The organism is Streptomyces sp. H39-C1 (genome assembly GCF_027158125.1).
GTDB classification, from domain to species: domain Bacteria; phylum Actinomycetota; class Actinomycetes; order Streptomycetales; family Streptomycetaceae; genus Actinacidiphila; species Actinacidiphila fildesensis.
The window spans coordinates 1-16,289 of sequence record NZ_JAPVLS010000078.1; the positions used below are offsets into that span (position 1 = coordinate 1).

15 protein-coding genes are annotated in these 16,289 nt (G+C 72.0%); 7 read left to right on the forward strand and 8 right to left on the reverse strand.

Annotated elements, in window-relative coordinates; all coding sequences use genetic code 11:
- Positions 1-1,373 (reverse strand): DUF5941 domain-containing protein (locus tag O3W51_RS36385; RefSeq protein ID WP_269288450.1); only part of this gene is annotated, 1,373 nt, incomplete at its 3' end.
- A gap of 467 nt (positions 1,374-1,840) precedes the next feature.
- Here O3W51_RS36385 and idi point away from each other — a divergent pair.
- Positions 1,841-2,449, forward strand: a complete 609-nt coding sequence (idi, locus tag O3W51_RS36390) for an isopentenyl-diphosphate Delta-isomerase (protein WP_138355758.1) — start codon at positions 1,841-1,843, stop codon at positions 2,447-2,449.
- A 94-nt stretch (positions 2,450-2,543) separates the two neighbouring features.
- On the opposite strand, the gene O3W51_RS36395 is transcribed toward idi, so the two are convergent.
- Both O3W51_RS36395 and O3W51_RS36400 read right to left on the reverse strand, forming a co-directional pair.
- Positions 2,544-3,086 carry an ATP-binding protein gene (locus O3W51_RS36395; RefSeq protein WP_138355772.1) on the reverse strand — a complete coding sequence of 181 codons (543 nt, stop codon included), beginning with the start codon at positions 3,084-3,086 and terminating at the stop codon, positions 2,544-2,546.
- A gap of 181 nt (positions 3,087-3,267) precedes the next feature.
- Complete coding sequence (locus O3W51_RS36400) at positions 3,268-3,993, reverse strand: HdeD family acid-resistance protein (protein WP_244809511.1); 726 nt, start codon at positions 3,991-3,993, stop codon at positions 3,268-3,270.
- Between the two features lie 152 nt (positions 3,994-4,145).
- On the opposite strand from O3W51_RS36400, the gene O3W51_RS36405 reads away from it, so the two are divergent.
- Positions 4,146-4,940 carry an enoyl-CoA hydratase/isomerase family protein gene (locus tag O3W51_RS36405; protein ID WP_164295578.1) on the forward strand — a complete coding sequence of 265 codons (795 nt, stop codon included), beginning with the start codon at positions 4,146-4,148 and terminating at the stop codon, positions 4,938-4,940.
- 54 nt (positions 4,941-4,994) lie between these two features.
- On the opposite strand, the gene O3W51_RS36410 is transcribed toward O3W51_RS36405, so the two are convergent.
- A complete protein-coding gene (locus O3W51_RS36410) occupies positions 4,995-5,681 on the reverse strand; it encodes a pyridoxamine 5'-phosphate oxidase family protein (RefSeq protein WP_164295579.1) in 687 nt (228 codons plus the stop codon).
- Positions 5,682-5,858: 177 nt separating this feature from the next.
- On the opposite strand from O3W51_RS36410, the gene O3W51_RS36415 reads away from it, so the two are divergent.
- A complete protein-coding gene (locus O3W51_RS36415; protein WP_138355755.1) occupies positions 5,859-6,728 on the forward strand; it encodes an SCO6745 family protein in 870 nt (289 codons plus the stop codon).
- Positions 6,729-6,814: 86 nt separating this feature from the next.
- Positions 6,815-7,933 (forward strand): winged helix DNA-binding domain-containing protein, encoded by a 1,119-nt coding sequence (locus O3W51_RS36420; RefSeq protein WP_198358101.1) that lies wholly within the window; start codon positions 6,815-6,817, stop codon positions 7,931-7,933.
- Positions 7,934-8,000: 67 nt separating this feature from the next.
- Here the strand turns inward: O3W51_RS36420 and O3W51_RS36425 are convergent, their stop codons facing one another.
- Both O3W51_RS36425 and O3W51_RS36430 read right to left on the reverse strand, forming a co-directional pair.
- Positions 8,001-8,894: a DMT family transporter gene (locus O3W51_RS36425; protein WP_138355753.1), complete on the reverse strand. Its 894-nt coding sequence runs from the start codon at positions 8,892-8,894 to the stop codon at positions 8,001-8,003.
- A gap of 112 nt (positions 8,895-9,006) precedes the next feature.
- A complete protein-coding gene (locus tag O3W51_RS36430; protein ID WP_138355752.1) occupies positions 9,007-9,825 on the reverse strand; it encodes a TrmB family transcriptional regulator in 819 nt (272 codons plus the stop codon).
- Between the two features lie 376 nt (positions 9,826-10,201).
- Here O3W51_RS36430 and O3W51_RS36435 point away from each other — a divergent pair, with 376 nt between their 5' ends.
- A complete protein-coding gene (locus O3W51_RS36435) occupies positions 10,202-12,124 on the forward strand; it encodes a putative Ig domain-containing protein (protein ID WP_232485555.1) in 1,923 nt (640 codons plus the stop codon).
- Between the two features lie 88 nt (positions 12,125-12,212).
- Here O3W51_RS36435 and O3W51_RS36440 read toward each other — a convergent pair whose 3' ends face one another.
- On the reverse strand, positions 12,213-12,596 hold the full coding sequence (locus tag O3W51_RS36440; protein WP_138355750.1) for a hypothetical protein: 384 nt from the start codon (positions 12,594-12,596) through the stop codon (positions 12,213-12,215).
- Positions 12,597-12,699: 103 nt separating this feature from the next.
- Positions 12,700-14,337: an ABC-F family ATP-binding cassette domain-containing protein gene (locus O3W51_RS36445; RefSeq protein WP_138355749.1), complete on the reverse strand. Its 1,638-nt coding sequence runs from the start codon at positions 14,335-14,337 to the stop codon at positions 12,700-12,702.
- 17 nt (positions 14,338-14,354) lie between these two features.
- Here O3W51_RS36445 and ddaH point away from each other — a divergent pair, with 17 nt between their 5' ends.
- Positions 14,355-15,137 carry a dimethylargininase gene (gene ddaH / locus O3W51_RS36450; protein ID WP_138355748.1) on the forward strand — a complete coding sequence of 261 codons (783 nt, stop codon included), beginning with the start codon at positions 14,355-14,357 and terminating at the stop codon, positions 15,135-15,137.
- Between the two features lie 128 nt (positions 15,138-15,265).
- Positions 15,266-16,234: an acyl-ACP desaturase gene (locus O3W51_RS36455; RefSeq protein WP_138355747.1), complete on the forward strand. Its 969-nt coding sequence runs from the start codon at positions 15,266-15,268 to the stop codon at positions 16,232-16,234.
- The last annotated feature ends 55 nt before the right edge of the window (positions 16,235-16,289 follow it).

Sequence of the window (16,289 nt, forward strand, 5' to 3'; positions counted from 1 at the left end):
GCGGCCAGCACCGCCCCCCAGCTGCCCCAGGGGGCCATCGCCGCGGTCGCCAACAGCGCGGCGGCGCCGAGCAGGGCGAGGGCGGGGGCGGTGAAGGACGGCAGCCGGCGGGCGAGCGGCCCGGTGGCGCGGGCGACGGCTTCGGCGAGCGGACCGCTGTCGGCCAGCTCGGCGAGCGCCTGGGCGGCCCGGTCGGTGCGGACCGCCTTGCGGGTGAGCGAGCGCAGCACCCGGCCGGCGGTGGTGTAGCAGGCGGCGAGCGCGCAGCCGATGATCAGCACGGTCAGGGTGATGCGGGGCGTGGTGACGGCGGTGAGCACCGCGATCATCGCCCAGCGCTCACCGATCGGCAGCACGATCATCCGGCGCACCCAGACCGTCCAGCCGACGCTGTCGAGCTTGTCGGACAGGGCGGCGGTCGGACTCGTGTTGGCCGTCGCGTCGTGGTTGGCCTCGGTGAACGAGAAGTCGACGACGTGCCGGCAGGTCTGCAGCACCATCGCGCCGAGCGCCAGCGCCCACACGTCGTCACCGCCTCGGGCCGCGCCGAGCGCGAGGCCGGCGTAGTACGCGTACTCCTTGGCCCGGTCGAAGGTGGCGTCGAGCCAGGCGCCGAGCGTCGAGTACTGCAGCGAGTAGCGGGCCAGCTGCCCGTCGGTGCAGTCCAGGACGAACGAGGCGATCAGCAGGACACCGGCGGCGACGAAGCCCGGCCGGGTGCCGGTGGCCGCGCAGCCGGCCGCGATGAGCGCGACGAGCAGGGACGCTGTGGTGACCTGGTTGGGGGTCAGCCCGCGGCGGGCACACCAGCGCGCGAGGTAGCGGGAGTACGGGCTGATGCAGTAAGTGGTGAAGAAGCCGTCGCGCGCCTTGACGGCGTTGCGCAGCCGGACCTTCTCCCCGTCGACCGCGGCGACGGCCGCTGCGGCTTCGGCCCGGTCGGCGTCCGAGGCGGGTACGGCGGCGACCAGGACACCGAGCTCAGGGCGGTGCGGAGCCACCCCCTCGGCCTCGATGGCGGTGGCGAGGGTATCCGGCAGCAGACCCTCGGCCGGCCCGGCGGCGAGCGCCCTGACCAGCGCGGGACGCGCCGCGGCCTGGACGGCCAGCGCGCCGGGAACGGCGGAGGCGTCGAAGCGGGGGTCCGTGAGTGCCAGCCGCAGCGCGTGCGTGTGGCCGACGAAGCGCCGGTCGACGATCGCCACCCGGTCGGTGGCGGGCACCGCGGCGATACGTGCCGCGAGACCGCCGGCCGCCGCTTCGGACTCGCTTCCGGACTCCGGCGCTTCGATCACGTCGAATCCGAGCGACCTCAGGTCGCCCTCGAGCGGCGACGCCGGAGCCGGCGGGCCGGTGAGGATGGCGGTCGGCAGAGGAACTCACTCCCTGGACATGTGGGGATGCCGGCGAGGACGGCGGTGGGCGGGCCGGTGTGGACGGCGGTCGGCAGAGGCTATCGGATCCGCGGAAGCGGCCGTTCACCACCCGTTTGCTTCCTCGTGCGCTTCGCCGGGGCCCTCCCCGCCGTGCGAATGACGTGATCATCATGGTCGATCCGGGCGCCAGCAACAAACAGCGGCCGTGCGGTGGCCGTACCCGGCCGTCCGGGTGACACCGACGCGGCTCTCGCGCCCTTCATCGCCGCAGCTCATCGCGGACGACGGGGGTCACCGGTAGCGGCCCCGCCACTGTGCGTCATGCCGTCGCACCGGCATCCGGAACGTGAGGCACACGTGTGCCAGCGACCCCGTCCGGGTGACAGGGAGCATGCGGTGCAACCACTTCGGTGAGCGGCGCGTGAGGCAGACTGAGGACTTGTCGTCGAATGCGAAGGATGGACATGCCAACCAGTCCCGCCACCGGCCGGCCCGGCACCCCCGCGACGGATCCCTCCAGCAACGGGGTCGCGGAACCGATCATGCTGGAGCTGGTCGACGAGGCCGGTGTGACGATCGGCACCGCCGAGAAGCTGTCCGCTCATCTGGCCCCCGGCCGGCTGCACCGCGCCTTCTCCGTCTTCCTCTTCGACGACGAGGGCCGGCTGCTGCTCCAGCGCCGGGCGATGGGCAAGTACCACTCCCCCGGCGTCTGGTCGAACACCTGCTGCGGGCACCCGTACCCGGCCGAGCCGCCGTTCGTGGCCGCCGCCCGCCGCACCGCCGAGGAGCTGGGAACGGCTCCCGCGCTGCTGCGGGAGGCCGGCACCGTCCGCTACAACCACCCGGACCCGGCGTCCGGGCTGGTCGAGCAGGAGTTCAACCACCTGTTCGTCGGCCTCGTACGGGCGCAGCTGCGGCCCGACCCCGAGGAGATCGGCGAGACCGCGTTCGTGACGCCGCCGGAGCTGGAGGAGATCCGCGAGCGCGGGCCGTTCTCCGCCTGGTTCGGAACGGTGTGGGACGCGTCGCTGCCCGCGATCCGCGAGCTGACCGGCGACGCCGGCTGGTAGGAACGCGCTGATCCGCCGGGGCGGCTCCGCGGAGCGGGCCCGGCGGACCGGCTCCGCGGCCTCAGGGGTTCAGCCTCAGGGGTTCGGGCACGTCTCAGGAGTTCGGGAACGGCAGTGGCAGCAGCGCCCAGATCACCTTGCCGCCGGAGTCAGTGTGCGTCACGTCGCACATGCCGCCGGCTTCCGCCGTGATGGCCTTGACCAGCAGCAGGCCGCGGCCGCCGGTGTCGCCGTACTCCGCCTCCAGCGCCTTGGGACGGTAGGGGTGGTTGTCCTCGACGCCGACCCGGATCCAGTCCGGGCCCACCGCGACCTCGATGGTGATCTGCGGCGACAGCAGCGCCGCGTGCCGGACCGCGTTCGTCACCAGCTCCGACACGATCAGCAGGATGCCGGCCATCAGATCGTCGCCGACGGGCACCTTCCGGTCGGTGATGAGATCCCGGACACCGTGCCGGACCTGGGGTACCGAGGAGTCCACCGCCGGTGCGGTGAAACGCCACGCCCCGGCGTACGGCGGCGGCGGAGCGAACGGACCGCCTGGCCCGCCCGAAGCGCCAGGACCACCCGGATCATCCGGATCGACCGGCACCTCGGCCGTCGCCGGATCGGGCGGGACGCTCCCGCGGACCTCCATGACGGCATCCACCATCGCCTTCGTGTGACGTGTCCCCGCAGTTCTTGCCGCTGCCCGCTGTCGGGCCGACGGCGAGATCCGCCTCACGGATCGAGTCTCCGGAGTGGGGGGCAGTTCACTGGGCGGGTGCCCGTAAGTCCGCACCTTTCGGCGCTTCATGTCCATCAGCGAAAGACTTTTGTCACTCGGGCGACCGATTCCGATCGCCTTGTTCCTGCTTCGTGGAATGTTCCACCATCGGGTCATTCGGCGGTCCCGCCGACGCCGCGGATTCCGGGCCCGCCCCCGCAACGGCCTCCCGCCGGGCTTCCGCCTGGGCGTCCGCCTCGGTGCGGGCGTCCGTGACCATGCCGACGACCCGCCGGCCGCCGATACCGCCGGCCATCAGTCCGAGGCCGTCCAAGAGCAGCATGAGGGAGAAGAAGAAGCCGAGGACGTAGCGGCTGCTCTCCGGCCAGTTGGCCAGCACCAGGACGCCCAGCAGGATGCCGACCGCGCCCTGCACCACGGTCGAGAGCGTCTGCGGTCCGCGCACCACCAGGCCGCCGAACAGCCGGAACACCCCGCCGGTCAGGAAGAGCAGCGCGGCGAACATCGTCAGTGCCGCGGCGGTGCCGTCCGGCCTGCGGATGACGACGACCCCCGCCGCCAGGTTCAGCGCCGCGACGACCAGCGCGAGCCAGAAGAAGTTCGTGTCGCGTGACTGGACGGCGTGCAGCAGGCCGACGAAGCCCCCGATCAGCAGCAGCCAGCCGAAGAGCAGCACCGAGGTGAGGGTGGCGAAGGCCGTGTAGGCGAGACCGAACAGCCCGCACAGCACCAGGACGGCGCCGAGTGCGGCAAGCCATCCGAAACTGCGGCTGATCCGGGCCTCCGGTCGCGGGTCCCGCTTCCTGAGTGCGGCCACGTCCGCCTCCTCGCCTCGGTCGAATGAATGTCCCGTATAGCCTTTTTACTCCTATTTGTTCGCGGATAGGATCCGATGATCGGCCACCTGCGCACCACACCCACGCCGAACGGAACATCACGCCGCACGGAACATACGGAAGGGGAGCCCGGATGCCCGAGCCCGGCCCGAAGCCCGGCCCACAGCCCGGACTGCTGCTGGACATCGCGGACGGCACCGCAACGGTGACGATCAGCAATCCGGCGAAGCGGAACGCCATGACCACGGAGATGTGGGAGGCGCTCCCCGGTCTGCTGGACGGGCTCGCCTCCGATCCCGCCGTGCGGGTCCTGGTGCTCACCGGCGCTGACGGCACCTTCTGTGCGGGCGCGGACATCTCAGGGCTGCGGGAGGCGGGCAGCGGCTCCGCCAGGACACAGGACGCGGCGGTCCGGGCCGAGGAGGCGCTGGCCGCCTTCCCCAAGCCGACGGTCGCGGCCGTGCGCGGCTTCTGCGTGGGCGGCGGCTGCCAGCTCGCCGCCGCCTGCGATCTGCGGTTCGCTGCCGAGGGAGCGCGCTTCGGCGTCACCCCGGCCCGGCTCGGCATCGTCTACGCCGCCTCGTCCACCCGGCGACTGGTCGGCCTGGTCGGGCCCGCGACCGCCAAGTACCTGCTGTTCTCGGCCGAGTTGATCGACCATGAGCGGGCGCTGCGGACCGGGCTCGTCGACGAGGTGCTCCCTGACGGGCAACTCGACAAGCGGGTCGCGGAGTTCACCGCGGTCCTGGCCTCGCGCTCGCAGCTCACCCAGGCCGCGGCGAAGGAGTTCGCGGCGCCCGGCCTGGACCCGGCGCGGATCGAGCACTGGGAGCGGCAGGCGCGCGCGAGCGGGGACACGGCCGAGGGCGTGGCCGCGTTCCTTGAGGGGCGGCCCGCCCGCTTCGACTGGTCGCCGACGGCGGGCTGAACCGGCCCGGATATCCGTTTCTGGGATCAGTCCCGCGGAGACCACCCCGGATGGTCAGCCCGCCTGCGTGCCCGCCCGTTCCGCCACGTGCGGCGGGAGCGGGATGCCGGCCCGCAGGGCCGGGTCCGGCTCGGGCTCGCCCCAGGTGTGGAGCAGCGGCAGCACCCCGGCCCATACGGGCAGTTCGCCGTCGGGGCCGTCGGCGTCGTCGGTGTGACCGGTGCTGGTCTTCACCGAGGCCTCGTCGATCCCCAGCGCGAGCAGCGTGGTGGCGGCGAGCTCCTTGCGGGACGGGCCGCGCGCGTGGTCCCACCGGCCGGGCGCGGACTGCTCGGCCAGGACGCGCAGCCCGTGCAGCTTCTCGTCGGGATCGGTGACGGCACGCGGCACGCCGAGCACCATCGCGCTGCGGTAGTTGACGCTGTGCTCGAAGACGGACCGGGCCAGCACCAGACCGTCGATGTGGGTGACGGTGACGCAGACGGACGCCCCGGGCGACTGCACCAGGCTGCGGCTGGCGGCCGAGCCGTGCAGATAGAGCGTGTCGGCGGCGGCGTCGAACCCGTAGACCGTGGGGACCGCCAGCGGCGAGCCGTCCACCACCACGGCGAGATGGCAGATGAAGCCGGCGCCCAGTACCGCGTCCAGGTCGTCGCGGGACACGCTGCCCTGCTCCCGCAGCCGCCGATGACGGGTCCGGTCCGTGACCGGGAGCATGCGTGCGGGTATGTCGGTGGACATCAGGGCCTCCGTAGGACGTACAGCTGACACGTCAATACTATCGATCTCGACACTTTGCTTCCGTTCCTTCCACCGATTCATGATTCTGGAACCTCTCGTGCAACGTTTTTCGTCGCGGTGGCCGGAACGTATGCATGCCTATCGGCAGCATGCTGACCAGTCGGTAACCTGGGGGCCATGACTACTACCGCTTCGGACCCCCGCGCGTCGCGCCGCTGTCAGAACACTCTCAACCCGCTGCACTCCAGTACGTACTTCTCGCCCGAGTTCACCGCCGAACTCTCCCGGCTCGGCCTCGAACCCGGCAGCATGACGTACTTCGCGGGCCGTGCGGCGCCGCTGGGGGCCGTCGGAGCCGGTACCGTCACCGCGACCTTCTACAACTTCAACCACGACCTGGTGGCCCGGCACATCCCGCGCGCCTGGACGATCGCCACCCCCGAGGCCGTCATCGACGCCCGGCTGCGCGCCGTCGACACCGCGCTCACCCGGCTGCTCGGCGCGGACACCGTCGCCTCGCCCGAGATGGCGGAGGCCGCCGCTCTGGCGCTGCGCGCCTCCGAGGCCTGCGACCGGGCCGCCCGCCCGCTCTACGCCGCCAACGCCGACCTGCCGGTGCCGACGGCGCCGCACCTCGCGCTCTGGCACGCCGCCACGCTGCTGCGCGAGCACCGGGGCGACGGGCACCTCGCCGCGTTGGTAGCGGCCGAACTCGACGGCCTGGAGGCCATCGTCAGCCACACCGCGACCGGCAAGGGCTTCACCCCCCGCTTCGTCCAGGCCAGCAGGGGCTGGACGGCCGAGCAGTGGGCCGCCGCCCAGGACCGGCTGCGCGAGCGCGGGCTGCTCGACACGGCGGGCGAGCTCACCGACGCGGGCGTCGAGCTGCGGCGGGACATCGAAGCCGCGACGGACCGCGTCGACCGGGCCCCGTACGAGCACCTCGGCGCCACCGGCGTCGCGCGCCTCACCGAACTGGCCGGATCCTTCACCCAGACCGCCCTGGCCTCCGGCGCCTTCCCGCTGGAGCACTTCGGCAAGGGGTGACACGGTCGCTCGCCGACGGTGGGTCAACGGGCCGTTCGTGACCGGATGCACAAGTCCTGGGCGGCAGGTGCGGCAGGATGGGGTCCATGCCGGAACTGACGCCCGCCCAGGTGCGGTCCTGGCGCGTGCATGCGCAGGGGCTGGCCGGCCCGCGCGACGGGGCCGGGGTCGTCGAGGCGGCGCGCCGGGCCGGCGCGCTGCAGGCGCAGGACGCCAAGGCGTGCCGGTTGCAGGTACGCGCCAGGACCTCGGGGCTCACCGCCGGGGACGTCGACGCGGCGTGCGGCGCCGGTGACCGGTCGCTGGTCCGTACGTGGCTGATGCGCGGCACCCTGCACGCCGTCCCGGCGGCGGACGTGCGCTGGATGACGTCGCTACTGGGCCCGCGTGCCACCGCCGCGCAGCGCGGCAGACGACTGCGGCTCGGTCTGGACGAGGAGACCTGCGCCCGCGCGCTTCCCGCGCTGGAGAAGGTGCTGGCCGGGCGCCCGCCGATGCTCCGCGACGACATCGTGCGCGGCCTCGGCGAGTTCGGCCTCACCCTGGATCCGCGCAGCCAGGCGCCGGCCCATCTGATGCTGTACGCGGCGGCGACGGGCCTGGTGTGCCGGGGACCCGAGGCCGACGGTGACAAGTCGACTTATGTCCTGCGCGAGGAGTGGCTCGACGGCGTCGCCGGGCCGGACCTGTCGGGGACCGAGGCCCTGGCCGCGCTCGCCGAGCGGTACGTGTCCGCCTACGGACCCGCGACCGACAAGGACTTCGCCAAGTGGTCGGGGCTGCCGGCCGGCCAGGCACGGCGCGGGTTCCAGGCGGCCGGGGAGTACCTGGCGGAGATCGCGGGACCGGACGGCCCGCTGTGGGTGGGGGCCGGCACGGACGCGCCACGGCCGCCGAACCCGTCCGTCCGGCTGATCGGGCACTTCGACCCGTATCTGCTCGGCTACCACGACCGGGATCTGCTGCTGGACCCGTCCTTCGCCCGTCTCGTCGCGACCGGCGGCGGGTTCCTCACCCCGTGCGTGCTGCTGGACGGCGAGGTGGTCGGCGTCTGGCGGCACGAGCGGGGTAGCGGCGACCGGCTCACCGTCCGCGTCGACCCGTTCCGGCCGCCGCTCGACGCCGTCGTCGTGCGCGGCATCGAGGCCGAGGTCGCCGATCTGGGGCGGTTCCTCGGGGTCGAAGCCGGCTGGGACCGGGCCTGAGAGCCCCTGCGAAACTGCGACGTCGACCAGTTCGGGCGCGTACTCGGCCGCCAGAACGGCTCGACCCTCAGCTCGCGCTCGTCGTGGATTCCTTCTCCGGCTGGCCGTCGGACTGCGCGCACGGCATCGCCGGGTGCCGTCCCAGCAGCACCACCCCCACCGTGATCGCCGCGAGCCCGGCCGCCTCCCAGGCCAGCGCCCCGGGTGTCACCCGCAGCCGGTCCCCGAGGAAGCCGATGCCGCAGGCGATGCCCGCCAGTGGCTGTGCGGCCGTCAGCGCGGGCAGCGACATCCGCAGCGGGGCGGTCTCGAAGGCGCTCTGGACGAGGACGAGTCCGGTGAGCCCGATCGCCGCGACCACGTACGGCTGCCAGTGCACCGCCAGTATCTGGACGCCGTCCTCCCGGGCCAACTCACCGCAGATCCGCGTCAGCGCGTCCTGCAGCCCGTAGAGCAGGCCGGCCGCCAGCGCCAGCAGGGTCGCCTCGGACGAGGCGGGCAGCCGTTTGGCACAGGCCACCAGCAGCAGCGCGAGCCCGACGACGATCCCCAGCACCAGCCAGTGGCGCAACGCTCCCGCCTCCGGGCCGCCGCCGGCCGGCTGCCCGGCGACGATGAACGCCGTCACGCCGAGGGCCAGCAGGGCGACTCCCGCCCAGCCGCTCCGGCCCAGCGGCTGCCCCGACAGCCATCTGGACAGCGCCAGGGCGAACAGCAGATTCGTCGCGAGGAGCGGTTCGACGAGGGACACCTCGCCGCGCGCCAGGGCCAGCGCCCCGAGCACCTGGCCGCCGATCATGAGTGCCATGCCCAGCAGCCACTGGGGCATCCTGATCAGATCGAGGAGGAGTCGGAAGGAGAGGAAGTCCGCGAGCGGGGCACGCTGCGCCGCGCGCTGCTGCAGTACGAAACCCAGTCCGAGGCAGCAGGCGGCACCGACTCCGAGCAGGAACACGGCCACGCGGCCACTTTAACTCCCGTGACGCGCGACCGAACGCGTCCCGGCCACCCCGGCCGGGCGGCGCCGCCCACGCCGGCCGAGCCGCCCCAGCCCGGTCGGAACCCCGCACTGCTCACGACGGCGGATCCATGGGCCGGGTCTCGGCGCTCCCCCATACGGTCAGGAAGGCGAGGCGCAGACAGCCCGCGAGGGCCGGGTGCTCGATGAAGAGCGCGGTGGTGGAGCCGGTTCCGGCCACCGGGTCGGGCATGTCGCACAGCACCAGCGAGGCGTCCGCGATGATCAGCTTCATCGGCAGTTCGGCGGCGAACCGCGCCTCCTCCCCCGCCTCGCCGAACCGGCGGACGTTCTCCAGGACTTCCGCGTCGCCGAGCGCGTCGTGCGTGTAGATCGCCCGGACCGTTCCCCCGGCCTTGCGCAGTCTGCGGACGACCTTGATGCCCTCGGTGTTGGCGGCGGGGGCGACGAAGGGCGGCTTGCAGAAGCTGAGCAGCTCGTGGCCGGCCTGCTCCTGGATGTCCGCGAAACGCTCGGCGATCACCTTCGGGTCGCGCAGCACCTCGATGTAGTCGAGCGGATCGGTGTGCGTGCGCCCGTCGGTCCAGATCGGCAGCAGCGCGGAGGCGAGCCCGGCCGAGACCCGGTCCAGCCGTTCCAGCGACTCCCGCTGAAGGGCCATCAGCCGGGCGATCGCCAGTTCCGGCGCGATCGCGGAGAACGTCGCCACCCGGCCGGGCCGTGCGACGGCGAGCCGTCGGCGCACGAGCGCGTCGAGGACGTCGTAGACCCGCTGCCGGGGAACGTCCGCCTCGCGGGCCACCTCCGCCGCGGTGTACGACTCGCGTCTGACGAGCGCGAGGTAGACGCGTGCCTCGTACCGCGCGAGCCCCAGCGCCACAAGGTCGTTGACCGGACCCTCTTCGAACTCCATGAGCGCTCAAGCTATACGCCCGGGATCACCCACCGAAAGGAAGACTTTGCCATTGCCCGGTAGTCCCTTGGGGCAGGTGTCACTACGTTCAGCGTTGGCCACCACTGAACGGGGTGGCAGTTGTTCCCCCAGCGTTGGCGTCACCCTCGCCGCCGCATTCCTCTCCAATGAACGTGCGCCACGCGAAGCCCTGCGGCGTTCTCTTCATCAGGCAGTGTCATGACCATGACACTGCCGTGGACGGTTGCCCGCCGCCGGGACCGATCCCCCCATGGAGGGCTGTTCATTGCCATCGAGAACCCCCACCCGCGCCGGACGCCTCACCCGTCGCGGCGTCACCGCCGTCCTGTCGGCGGCGGCCCTGGCCTCCGTCGGCATGCTGGCCGTCGCCGGCCCGGCCACCGCGTCGGCCGCCCCCACAACGGCCGCCCCGGCCGCGGCGAGCAGCTCCACCGCCCACACCGAGCGGCTCTGCTCGGAGCCCACCCAGGCCGGCTACATGGCCTGTCACGCACTCGCCCGCACCGACCTGGTCCAGCACCTGACCCTCGCCCCGAACGCGCTCCCGTCCGGCTACGGCCCCACTGACCTGCAGAGCGCATACGCCCTGCCTTCGGCCGGTGCCGGTGCGACCGTCGCGATCATCGACGCCAACGACGACCCCAAGGCCGAGGCGGACCTCGGTTCGTATCGCAGCACGTACGGCCTGCCGGCCTGCACCACCGCCAACGGGTGCTTCAAGAAGGTCGACCAGAACGGCGGCACCAGCTACCCGCCGGCCGACGCCGGCTGGGCGGGCGAGATCTCGCTCGACGTCGACATGGTCAGCGCCGTCTGCCCGCAGTGCCACATCCTGCTCGTCGAGGCGGCCACGGCGTCCATGGAGGACCTGGGCGCCGCGGTGAACCGCGCGGTCACGATGGGCGCCAAGTACGTCTCCAACAGCTACGGCGGCGGCGAGGACTCCACCGACCCCAGCTCGGACGCCTCGTACTTCAACCACCCCGGCGTCGCGATCACCGTCAGCTCCGGTGACAGCGGCTACGGCGTCGAGTACCCGGCGGCCTCGCAGTACGTCACCGCGGTCGGCGGCACCTCGCTGAGCCGCTCCAGCACCCCCCGCGGCTGGACCGAGAAGGTCTGGGGCAGCACCAGCGGCGACGGCGCCGGCTCCGGCTGCTCCGCCTACGACCCCAAGCCCTCCTGGCAGACCGACACCGGCTGTGCCAAGCGCACCGTCGCCGATGTCTCGGCGGTCGCCGACCCGGCCACCGGCCTCGCGGTCTACAACAGTTACCAGGCGAGCGGCTGGAACGTGTACGGCGGCACCAGCGCGTCCGCGCCGATCATCGCCTCCGTCTACGCCCTCGCCGGCACCCCGGCCGCGGGCACCACCCCGGCCTCGTACCCCTACGCCCACGCCTCGTCGCTCAACGACGTGACCACCGGCACCAACGGCTCCTGCGGCAGCAGCTACCTGTGCACCGCCAAGGCCGGCTACGACGGCCCGACCGGTCTCGGCACCCCCAACGGCACGGCCGCCTTCACCAACGGCTCGACCGGCGGCAACACCGTCACCGTGACGAACCCGGGCAGCCAGTCGAGCACCGTCAACACCGCGGTCTCCCTGCAGATCCAGGCCACCGACTCCGGCAGCGGACAGACCCTCACCTACAGCGCCACCGGCCTTCCGCCGGGCGTCACGATCAACCCCTCCACCGGCCTGATCAGCGGTACGCCCACCACCGCCGGGACCTACAACGTGACGGTGACCGCCAAGGACGGCACCAACGCCACCGGCAGCGCGTCCTTCACCTGGGTCGTCAACCCGGTCGGCGGCGGCTGCAGCACCTCGCAGCTCTTCGGCAACCCGGGCTTCGAGACCGGCACCGCCAGTCCCTGGACCGCCACCGCCGGCGTGGTCGACAACAGCGCCAGTGAGGCCGCCCACTCCGGCTCCTGGAAGGCGTGGCTCAACGGCTACGGCTCCACCCACACCGACTCGCTCGCCCAGACGGTGACGGTCCCCAGCGGCTGCCACGCCACCCTGACGTTCTGGGTGCACATCGACACCGCCGAGACGACCACCTCCACCGCCTACGACAACCTGACGGTGAAGGCCGGCACCACCACGCTGGCCACGTACTCCAACCTCAACAAGAACACCGGCTACGCGCAGAAGTCCTTCGACCTCTCCTCCTTCGCCGGGCAGTCGGTGAAGGTCACGTTCACCGGCACCGAGGACTCCAGCCTCCAGACGAGCTTCGTACTCGACGACACCGCCCTCAACATCAGCTGAACCACGGCTGGTTGAGGTAGTCCCGCAAGGAAGTCGAAGGACGTCAGACGGACCCGGGCAGGCCCCCACAGCCTGTCCGGGTCCGTGTCTATGGCTGCCGCACGCCGACCGTCACGGTCCATGCCTGCAGGGCGTGGCAGGAGACCATGCCGGGCGCCGAAGGCGCGGGGCAGACCTTCCGAGCGGCGGTCAGCTTCACGATGCCGCGGGAGGAGCCGCGGAAGGTGTCGGCGGACATCTCGGTCAGGCCGGCACCGGACGTGGTCACCGGGCCCCAGCCGGCACCCGGCAGCGAGACGCGTACCGAGCTGCCCACGTCGAGGCAGATGTGCGTGCCGTCCGACGACTCGCCCACGACGATGGAGTCGCAGCGGAGCCCGTTGTTCTTGTCGTTCGTCAACGGATGATCCGCACCGCAGCCGGCCGCACTCAGCAGCGCCACCACGGCAACTGCCCCTACCCATACGCGCATCCGACGGCCTCCCGGTCTCCCGGTTCCTGAACGGTCACGGGTTGGACGTGGCCCACGGCATTCCGGTTCCGCGCGGCGGACCCCGCGCGGAACCCCGCCCGGATCAGGCTTCGGAGACCCGGCCGTCCGCGACCTCGATGCGCCGCGTGGTGCTCACCGCGTCCAGCATCCGCCGGTCGTGCGTGACCAGCAGCAGCGTGCCGTTGTACGAGGCGAGCGCCGACTCCAGCTGCTCGATCGCGGGCAGGTCCAGGTGGTTGGTCGGCTCGTCGAGGACCAGCAGATTGACGCCGCGGGCCTGCAGCAGGGCCAGCGCGGCACGGGTCCGCTCCCCCGGCGACAGCGTCGCCGCGGGGCGCAGCACGTGCGCGGCCTTGAGGCCGAACTTGGCGAGCAGCGTCCGCACGTCGGCGGGCTCCAGGTCGGGGACCGACAGCGAGAACGCGTCCATCAGCGGTTCGTCGCCGAAGAACAGTCCGCGGGCCTGGTCCACCTCGCCCACGACGACGCCCGGGCCGAGTGCCGCGTTGCCGGCGTCCAGCGGGAGCCGGCCGAGCAGCGCGGCAAGCAGCGTGGACTTGCCGGAGCCGTTGGCGCCGGTGATCGCGACCCGGTCCGCCCAGTCGATCTGCAGGTCCACCGGGCCGAACGTGAAGTCCCCGCGGCGGACCTCGGCTCCGCGCAGCGTCGCCACCACGGCCCCGGACCGGGGCGCCGCGGCGATCTCCATCTTGAGCTCCCACTCCTTGCGGGGCTCTTCGACGACGTCGAGGCGTTCGATCATGCGCTGCGTCTGGCGGGCCTTCGCGGCCTGCTTCTCGGACGCCTCGCTGCGGAACTTGCGGCCGATCTTGTCGTTGTCCGTCGCCTTGCGGCGGGCGTTCTTGACACCCTGGTCCATCCACGAGCGCTGCATCTGTCCGCGCGCTTCGAGGGAGGACTTCTTGTCGGCGAACTCGTCGTACTCCTCGCGGGCGTGCCGGCGGGCGACCTCGCGCTCCTCCAGGTACGCCTCGTAGCCGCCGCCGTAGATGTTCACCTGCTGCTGGGCGAGGTCGAGTTCGACGACCTTGGTGACGGTGCGGCTGAGGAACTCGCGGTCATGGCTGACGACGACGGTGCCGGCGCGGAGCCCCTTGACGAACTTCTCCAGCCGGTCGAGGCCGTCGAGGTCCAGGTCGTTGGTGGGCTCGTCGAGCAGGAACACGTCGTAGCGGCTGAGGAGCAGCGAGGCGAGGCCGGCGCGGGCGGCCTGGCCGCCGGAGAGCGAGGTCATCTGCTGGTCGAGGCCGATGGCCAGCCCCAGCGAGGCGGCGACCTCCTCGGAGCGCTCCTCCAGGTCCGCGCCGCCGAGGTCGAGCCAGCGCTCCAGGCCGGTGGAGTACGCGTCGTCGGCGCCGGGAGCCTCGTCGACGAGGGCCTGGGTGGCGGCGTCGAGCGCGCTCTGCGCGGCGGCGACGCCGGTACGGCGGGCGAGGAAGTCCCGTACGGTCTCCCCGGGACGCCGCTCGGGCTCCTGCGGCAGATGGCCGACGGCGGCGCTGGGCGGGCTCAGCCGCAGCACACCCTGCTCGGGGGTGTCGAGCCCGGCGAGCAGCCGCAGCAGCGTCGACTTGCCGGCGCCGTTGGCACCGACCAGGCCGATCACATCGCCGGGGGCGACGACGAGTTCGAGGCCGGAGAACAGGACTCGGTCCCCGTGTCCTGCGGCAAGATCCTTGGCAACAAGAGTGGCACTCATCAGGGAGCAGATCCTATATGCCCAGCAAGAAGGCGATCGTCCGCCGTCCCGGTCCGCGCCTGGCCGAGGGCCTGGTCACGCACATCGAGCGCTCGCCCGTCGATCCCGCCCTCGCGCTGCGGCAGTGGGAGCGCTACACCGCCGTCCTGGCCGAGCACGGCTGGGAGACCACTGAGGCCGCCCCGGCGGACGACTGCCCGGACGGGGTGTTCGTCGAGGACACCATGGTCGTGTTCCGGGACGTGGCGCTGATCTCGCGCCCCGGCGCCCCCACACGGCGCCCGGAGACGGCCGGCGCCGAGGAGGCCGCGGTCGCGCTCGGCTGCTCGGTGCGGCGGATCCAGGAGCCCGGGACGCTGGAGGGCGGCGACGTCCTGAAGGTCGGGGACACCATCTACGTCGGCCAGGGCGGGCGCACCAACGCGGAGGGCCTGCGGCAGCTGCGTGCGGCCTTCGAGCCGCTGGGCGCGCGGGTGGTCGGCGTCCCGGTGAAGAAGGTGCTGCACCTGAAATCGGCGGTGACGGCCCTGCCGGACGGAACGATCATCGGATATCCGCCACTGGTCGACGATCCGGCCATCTTTACGCACTTCCGACCGATGCCGGAGGAGGGTGGGTCACACGTGGTGCTCCTCGGCGGAAATGTGCTGCTCATGGCCGCGAGCGCTCCCCGGAGCGCGGAGCTGCTGAGCGGCCTGGGATACCGGCCGGTGCTGGTCGACATCAGCGAATTCGAGAAGCTGGAGGGCTGCGTCACGTGCTTGTCCGTGCGGCTGCGCGAGCTGTCCGCGCGGAGCTAGTCATTCCGTATCTGTCGGTAGTCGTTCCATACACCCAGCGGGGCGACGGTTGCCTTTTCGGCGACTCATAACCTACGGTAGCGTAACTTACGTCCCCGTAGGTGCCTTGCCAGCCATCAGGAGCCACCGTGACCATCACCGAATCCCACCGTCCCGGATCGGACACATGGAGTGACGCGCGGCTGCTGTACGCCCTGGAAGAGGTCGTCGAGACCGAGCTCAACCGTCACCTCGCCGTAGCCAAGGAATGGATGCCGCACGAGTACGTGCCGTGGAGCGACGGCCGTAACTTCGACGGGATCATGGGCGGCGAGGCCTGGGCCCCCGAGCAGTCCAAGGTCACCGACATCGGCCGGATCGCGCTCGTCGTGAACCTGCTCACCGAGGACAACCTCCCGAGCTACCACCACGAGATCGCCTCGCTCTTCGGCCGCGACGGCGCCTGGGGCACCTGGGTGCACCGCTGGACCGCGGAAGAGGGCCGGCACGGCATCGTCATGCGTGACTACCTGCTGACCAGCCGTGCCGTGGACCCGGTCGAGCTGGAGCGCTTCCGCATGATGCACATGTCGGAGGGCTTCGAGTCCGACAACCGGCACAGCATGCTGCACTCGGTGGCCTACGTGGCCTTCCAGGAGCTGGCCACCCGCGTCTCGCACCGCAACACCGGACACCAGTCGGGGGACCCGGTCTGCGACCGGATGCTGGCCCGGATCGCGACCGACGAGAACCTGCACATGGTCTTCTACCGCAACCTGCTCGCGGCGGCACTGCAGCTCGCTCCCGACCTGACGATGCAGGCCATCCGCGATGTCGTCGTGCAGTTCCGGATGCCCGGTCACGGCATGCCCGGCTTCGAGCGGGCGGCGGCCCGGATGGCCATCGGCGGCATCTACAACCTGCGCATCCACCACGACGACGTGCTGCAGCCGGTGCTGCGCCACCTCAAGGTCCTCGAGGTCAGCGGCCTGAGCCCGGACGGACTGCGGGCACAGGAAGAGCTCGGCATGTTCATGGGCGGCCTCAACGACCAGGCCGTGAAGTTCGACGAGCGCAAGCTCGCGCTCGATGCGCGACGGGCGGCCCGCGCCTCCTGACGCCCGGCCGAGCGGCCACCCCTCTCGGATCAGCGCGCGAACGCGACACTGCTCG

What these genes read in the sequence shown, in the direction of transcription:
- O3W51_RS36445 (WP_138355749.1), bottom strand. Translation starts at nt 14,337, where the DNA reads ATGAGTGCCACTCTTGTTGCCAAGGATCTTGCCGCAGGACACGGGGAC.
- O3W51_RS36405 (WP_164295578.1), top strand. Translation starts at nt 4,146, where the DNA reads ATGCCCGAGCCCGGCCCGAAGCCCGGCCCACAGCCCGGACTGCTGCTG.
- idi (WP_138355758.1), top strand. Translation starts at nt 1,841, where the DNA reads ATGCCAACCAGTCCCGCCACCGGCCGGCCCGGCACCCCCGCGACGGAT.
- O3W51_RS36420 (WP_198358101.1), top strand. Translation starts at nt 6,815, where the DNA reads ATGCCGGAACTGACGCCCGCCCAGGTGCGGTCCTGGCGCGTGCATGCG.
- O3W51_RS36435 (WP_232485555.1), top strand. Translation starts at nt 10,202, where the DNA reads ATGCTGGCCGTCGCCGGCCCGGCCACCGCGTCGGCCGCCCCCACAACG.
- O3W51_RS36430 (WP_138355752.1), bottom strand. Translation starts at nt 9,825, where the DNA reads ATGGAGTTCGAAGAGGGTCCGGTCAACGACCTTGTGGCGCTGGGGCTC.
- ddaH (WP_138355748.1), top strand. Translation starts at nt 14,355, where the DNA reads ATGCCCAGCAAGAAGGCGATCGTCCGCCGTCCCGGTCCGCGCCTGGCC.
- O3W51_RS36395 (WP_138355772.1), bottom strand. Translation starts at nt 3,086, where the DNA reads ATGGAGGTCCGCGGGAGCGTCCCGCCCGATCCGGCGACGGCCGAGGTG.
- O3W51_RS36410 (WP_164295579.1), bottom strand. Translation starts at nt 5,681, where the DNA reads ATGTCCACCGACATACCCGCACGCATGCTCCCGGTCACGGACCGGACC.
- O3W51_RS36415 (WP_138355755.1), top strand. Translation starts at nt 5,859, where the DNA reads ATGACTACTACCGCTTCGGACCCCCGCGCGTCGCGCCGCTGTCAGAAC.
- O3W51_RS36440 (WP_138355750.1), bottom strand. Translation starts at nt 12,596, where the DNA reads ATGCGCGTATGGGTAGGGGCAGTTGCCGTGGTGGCGCTGCTGAGTGCG.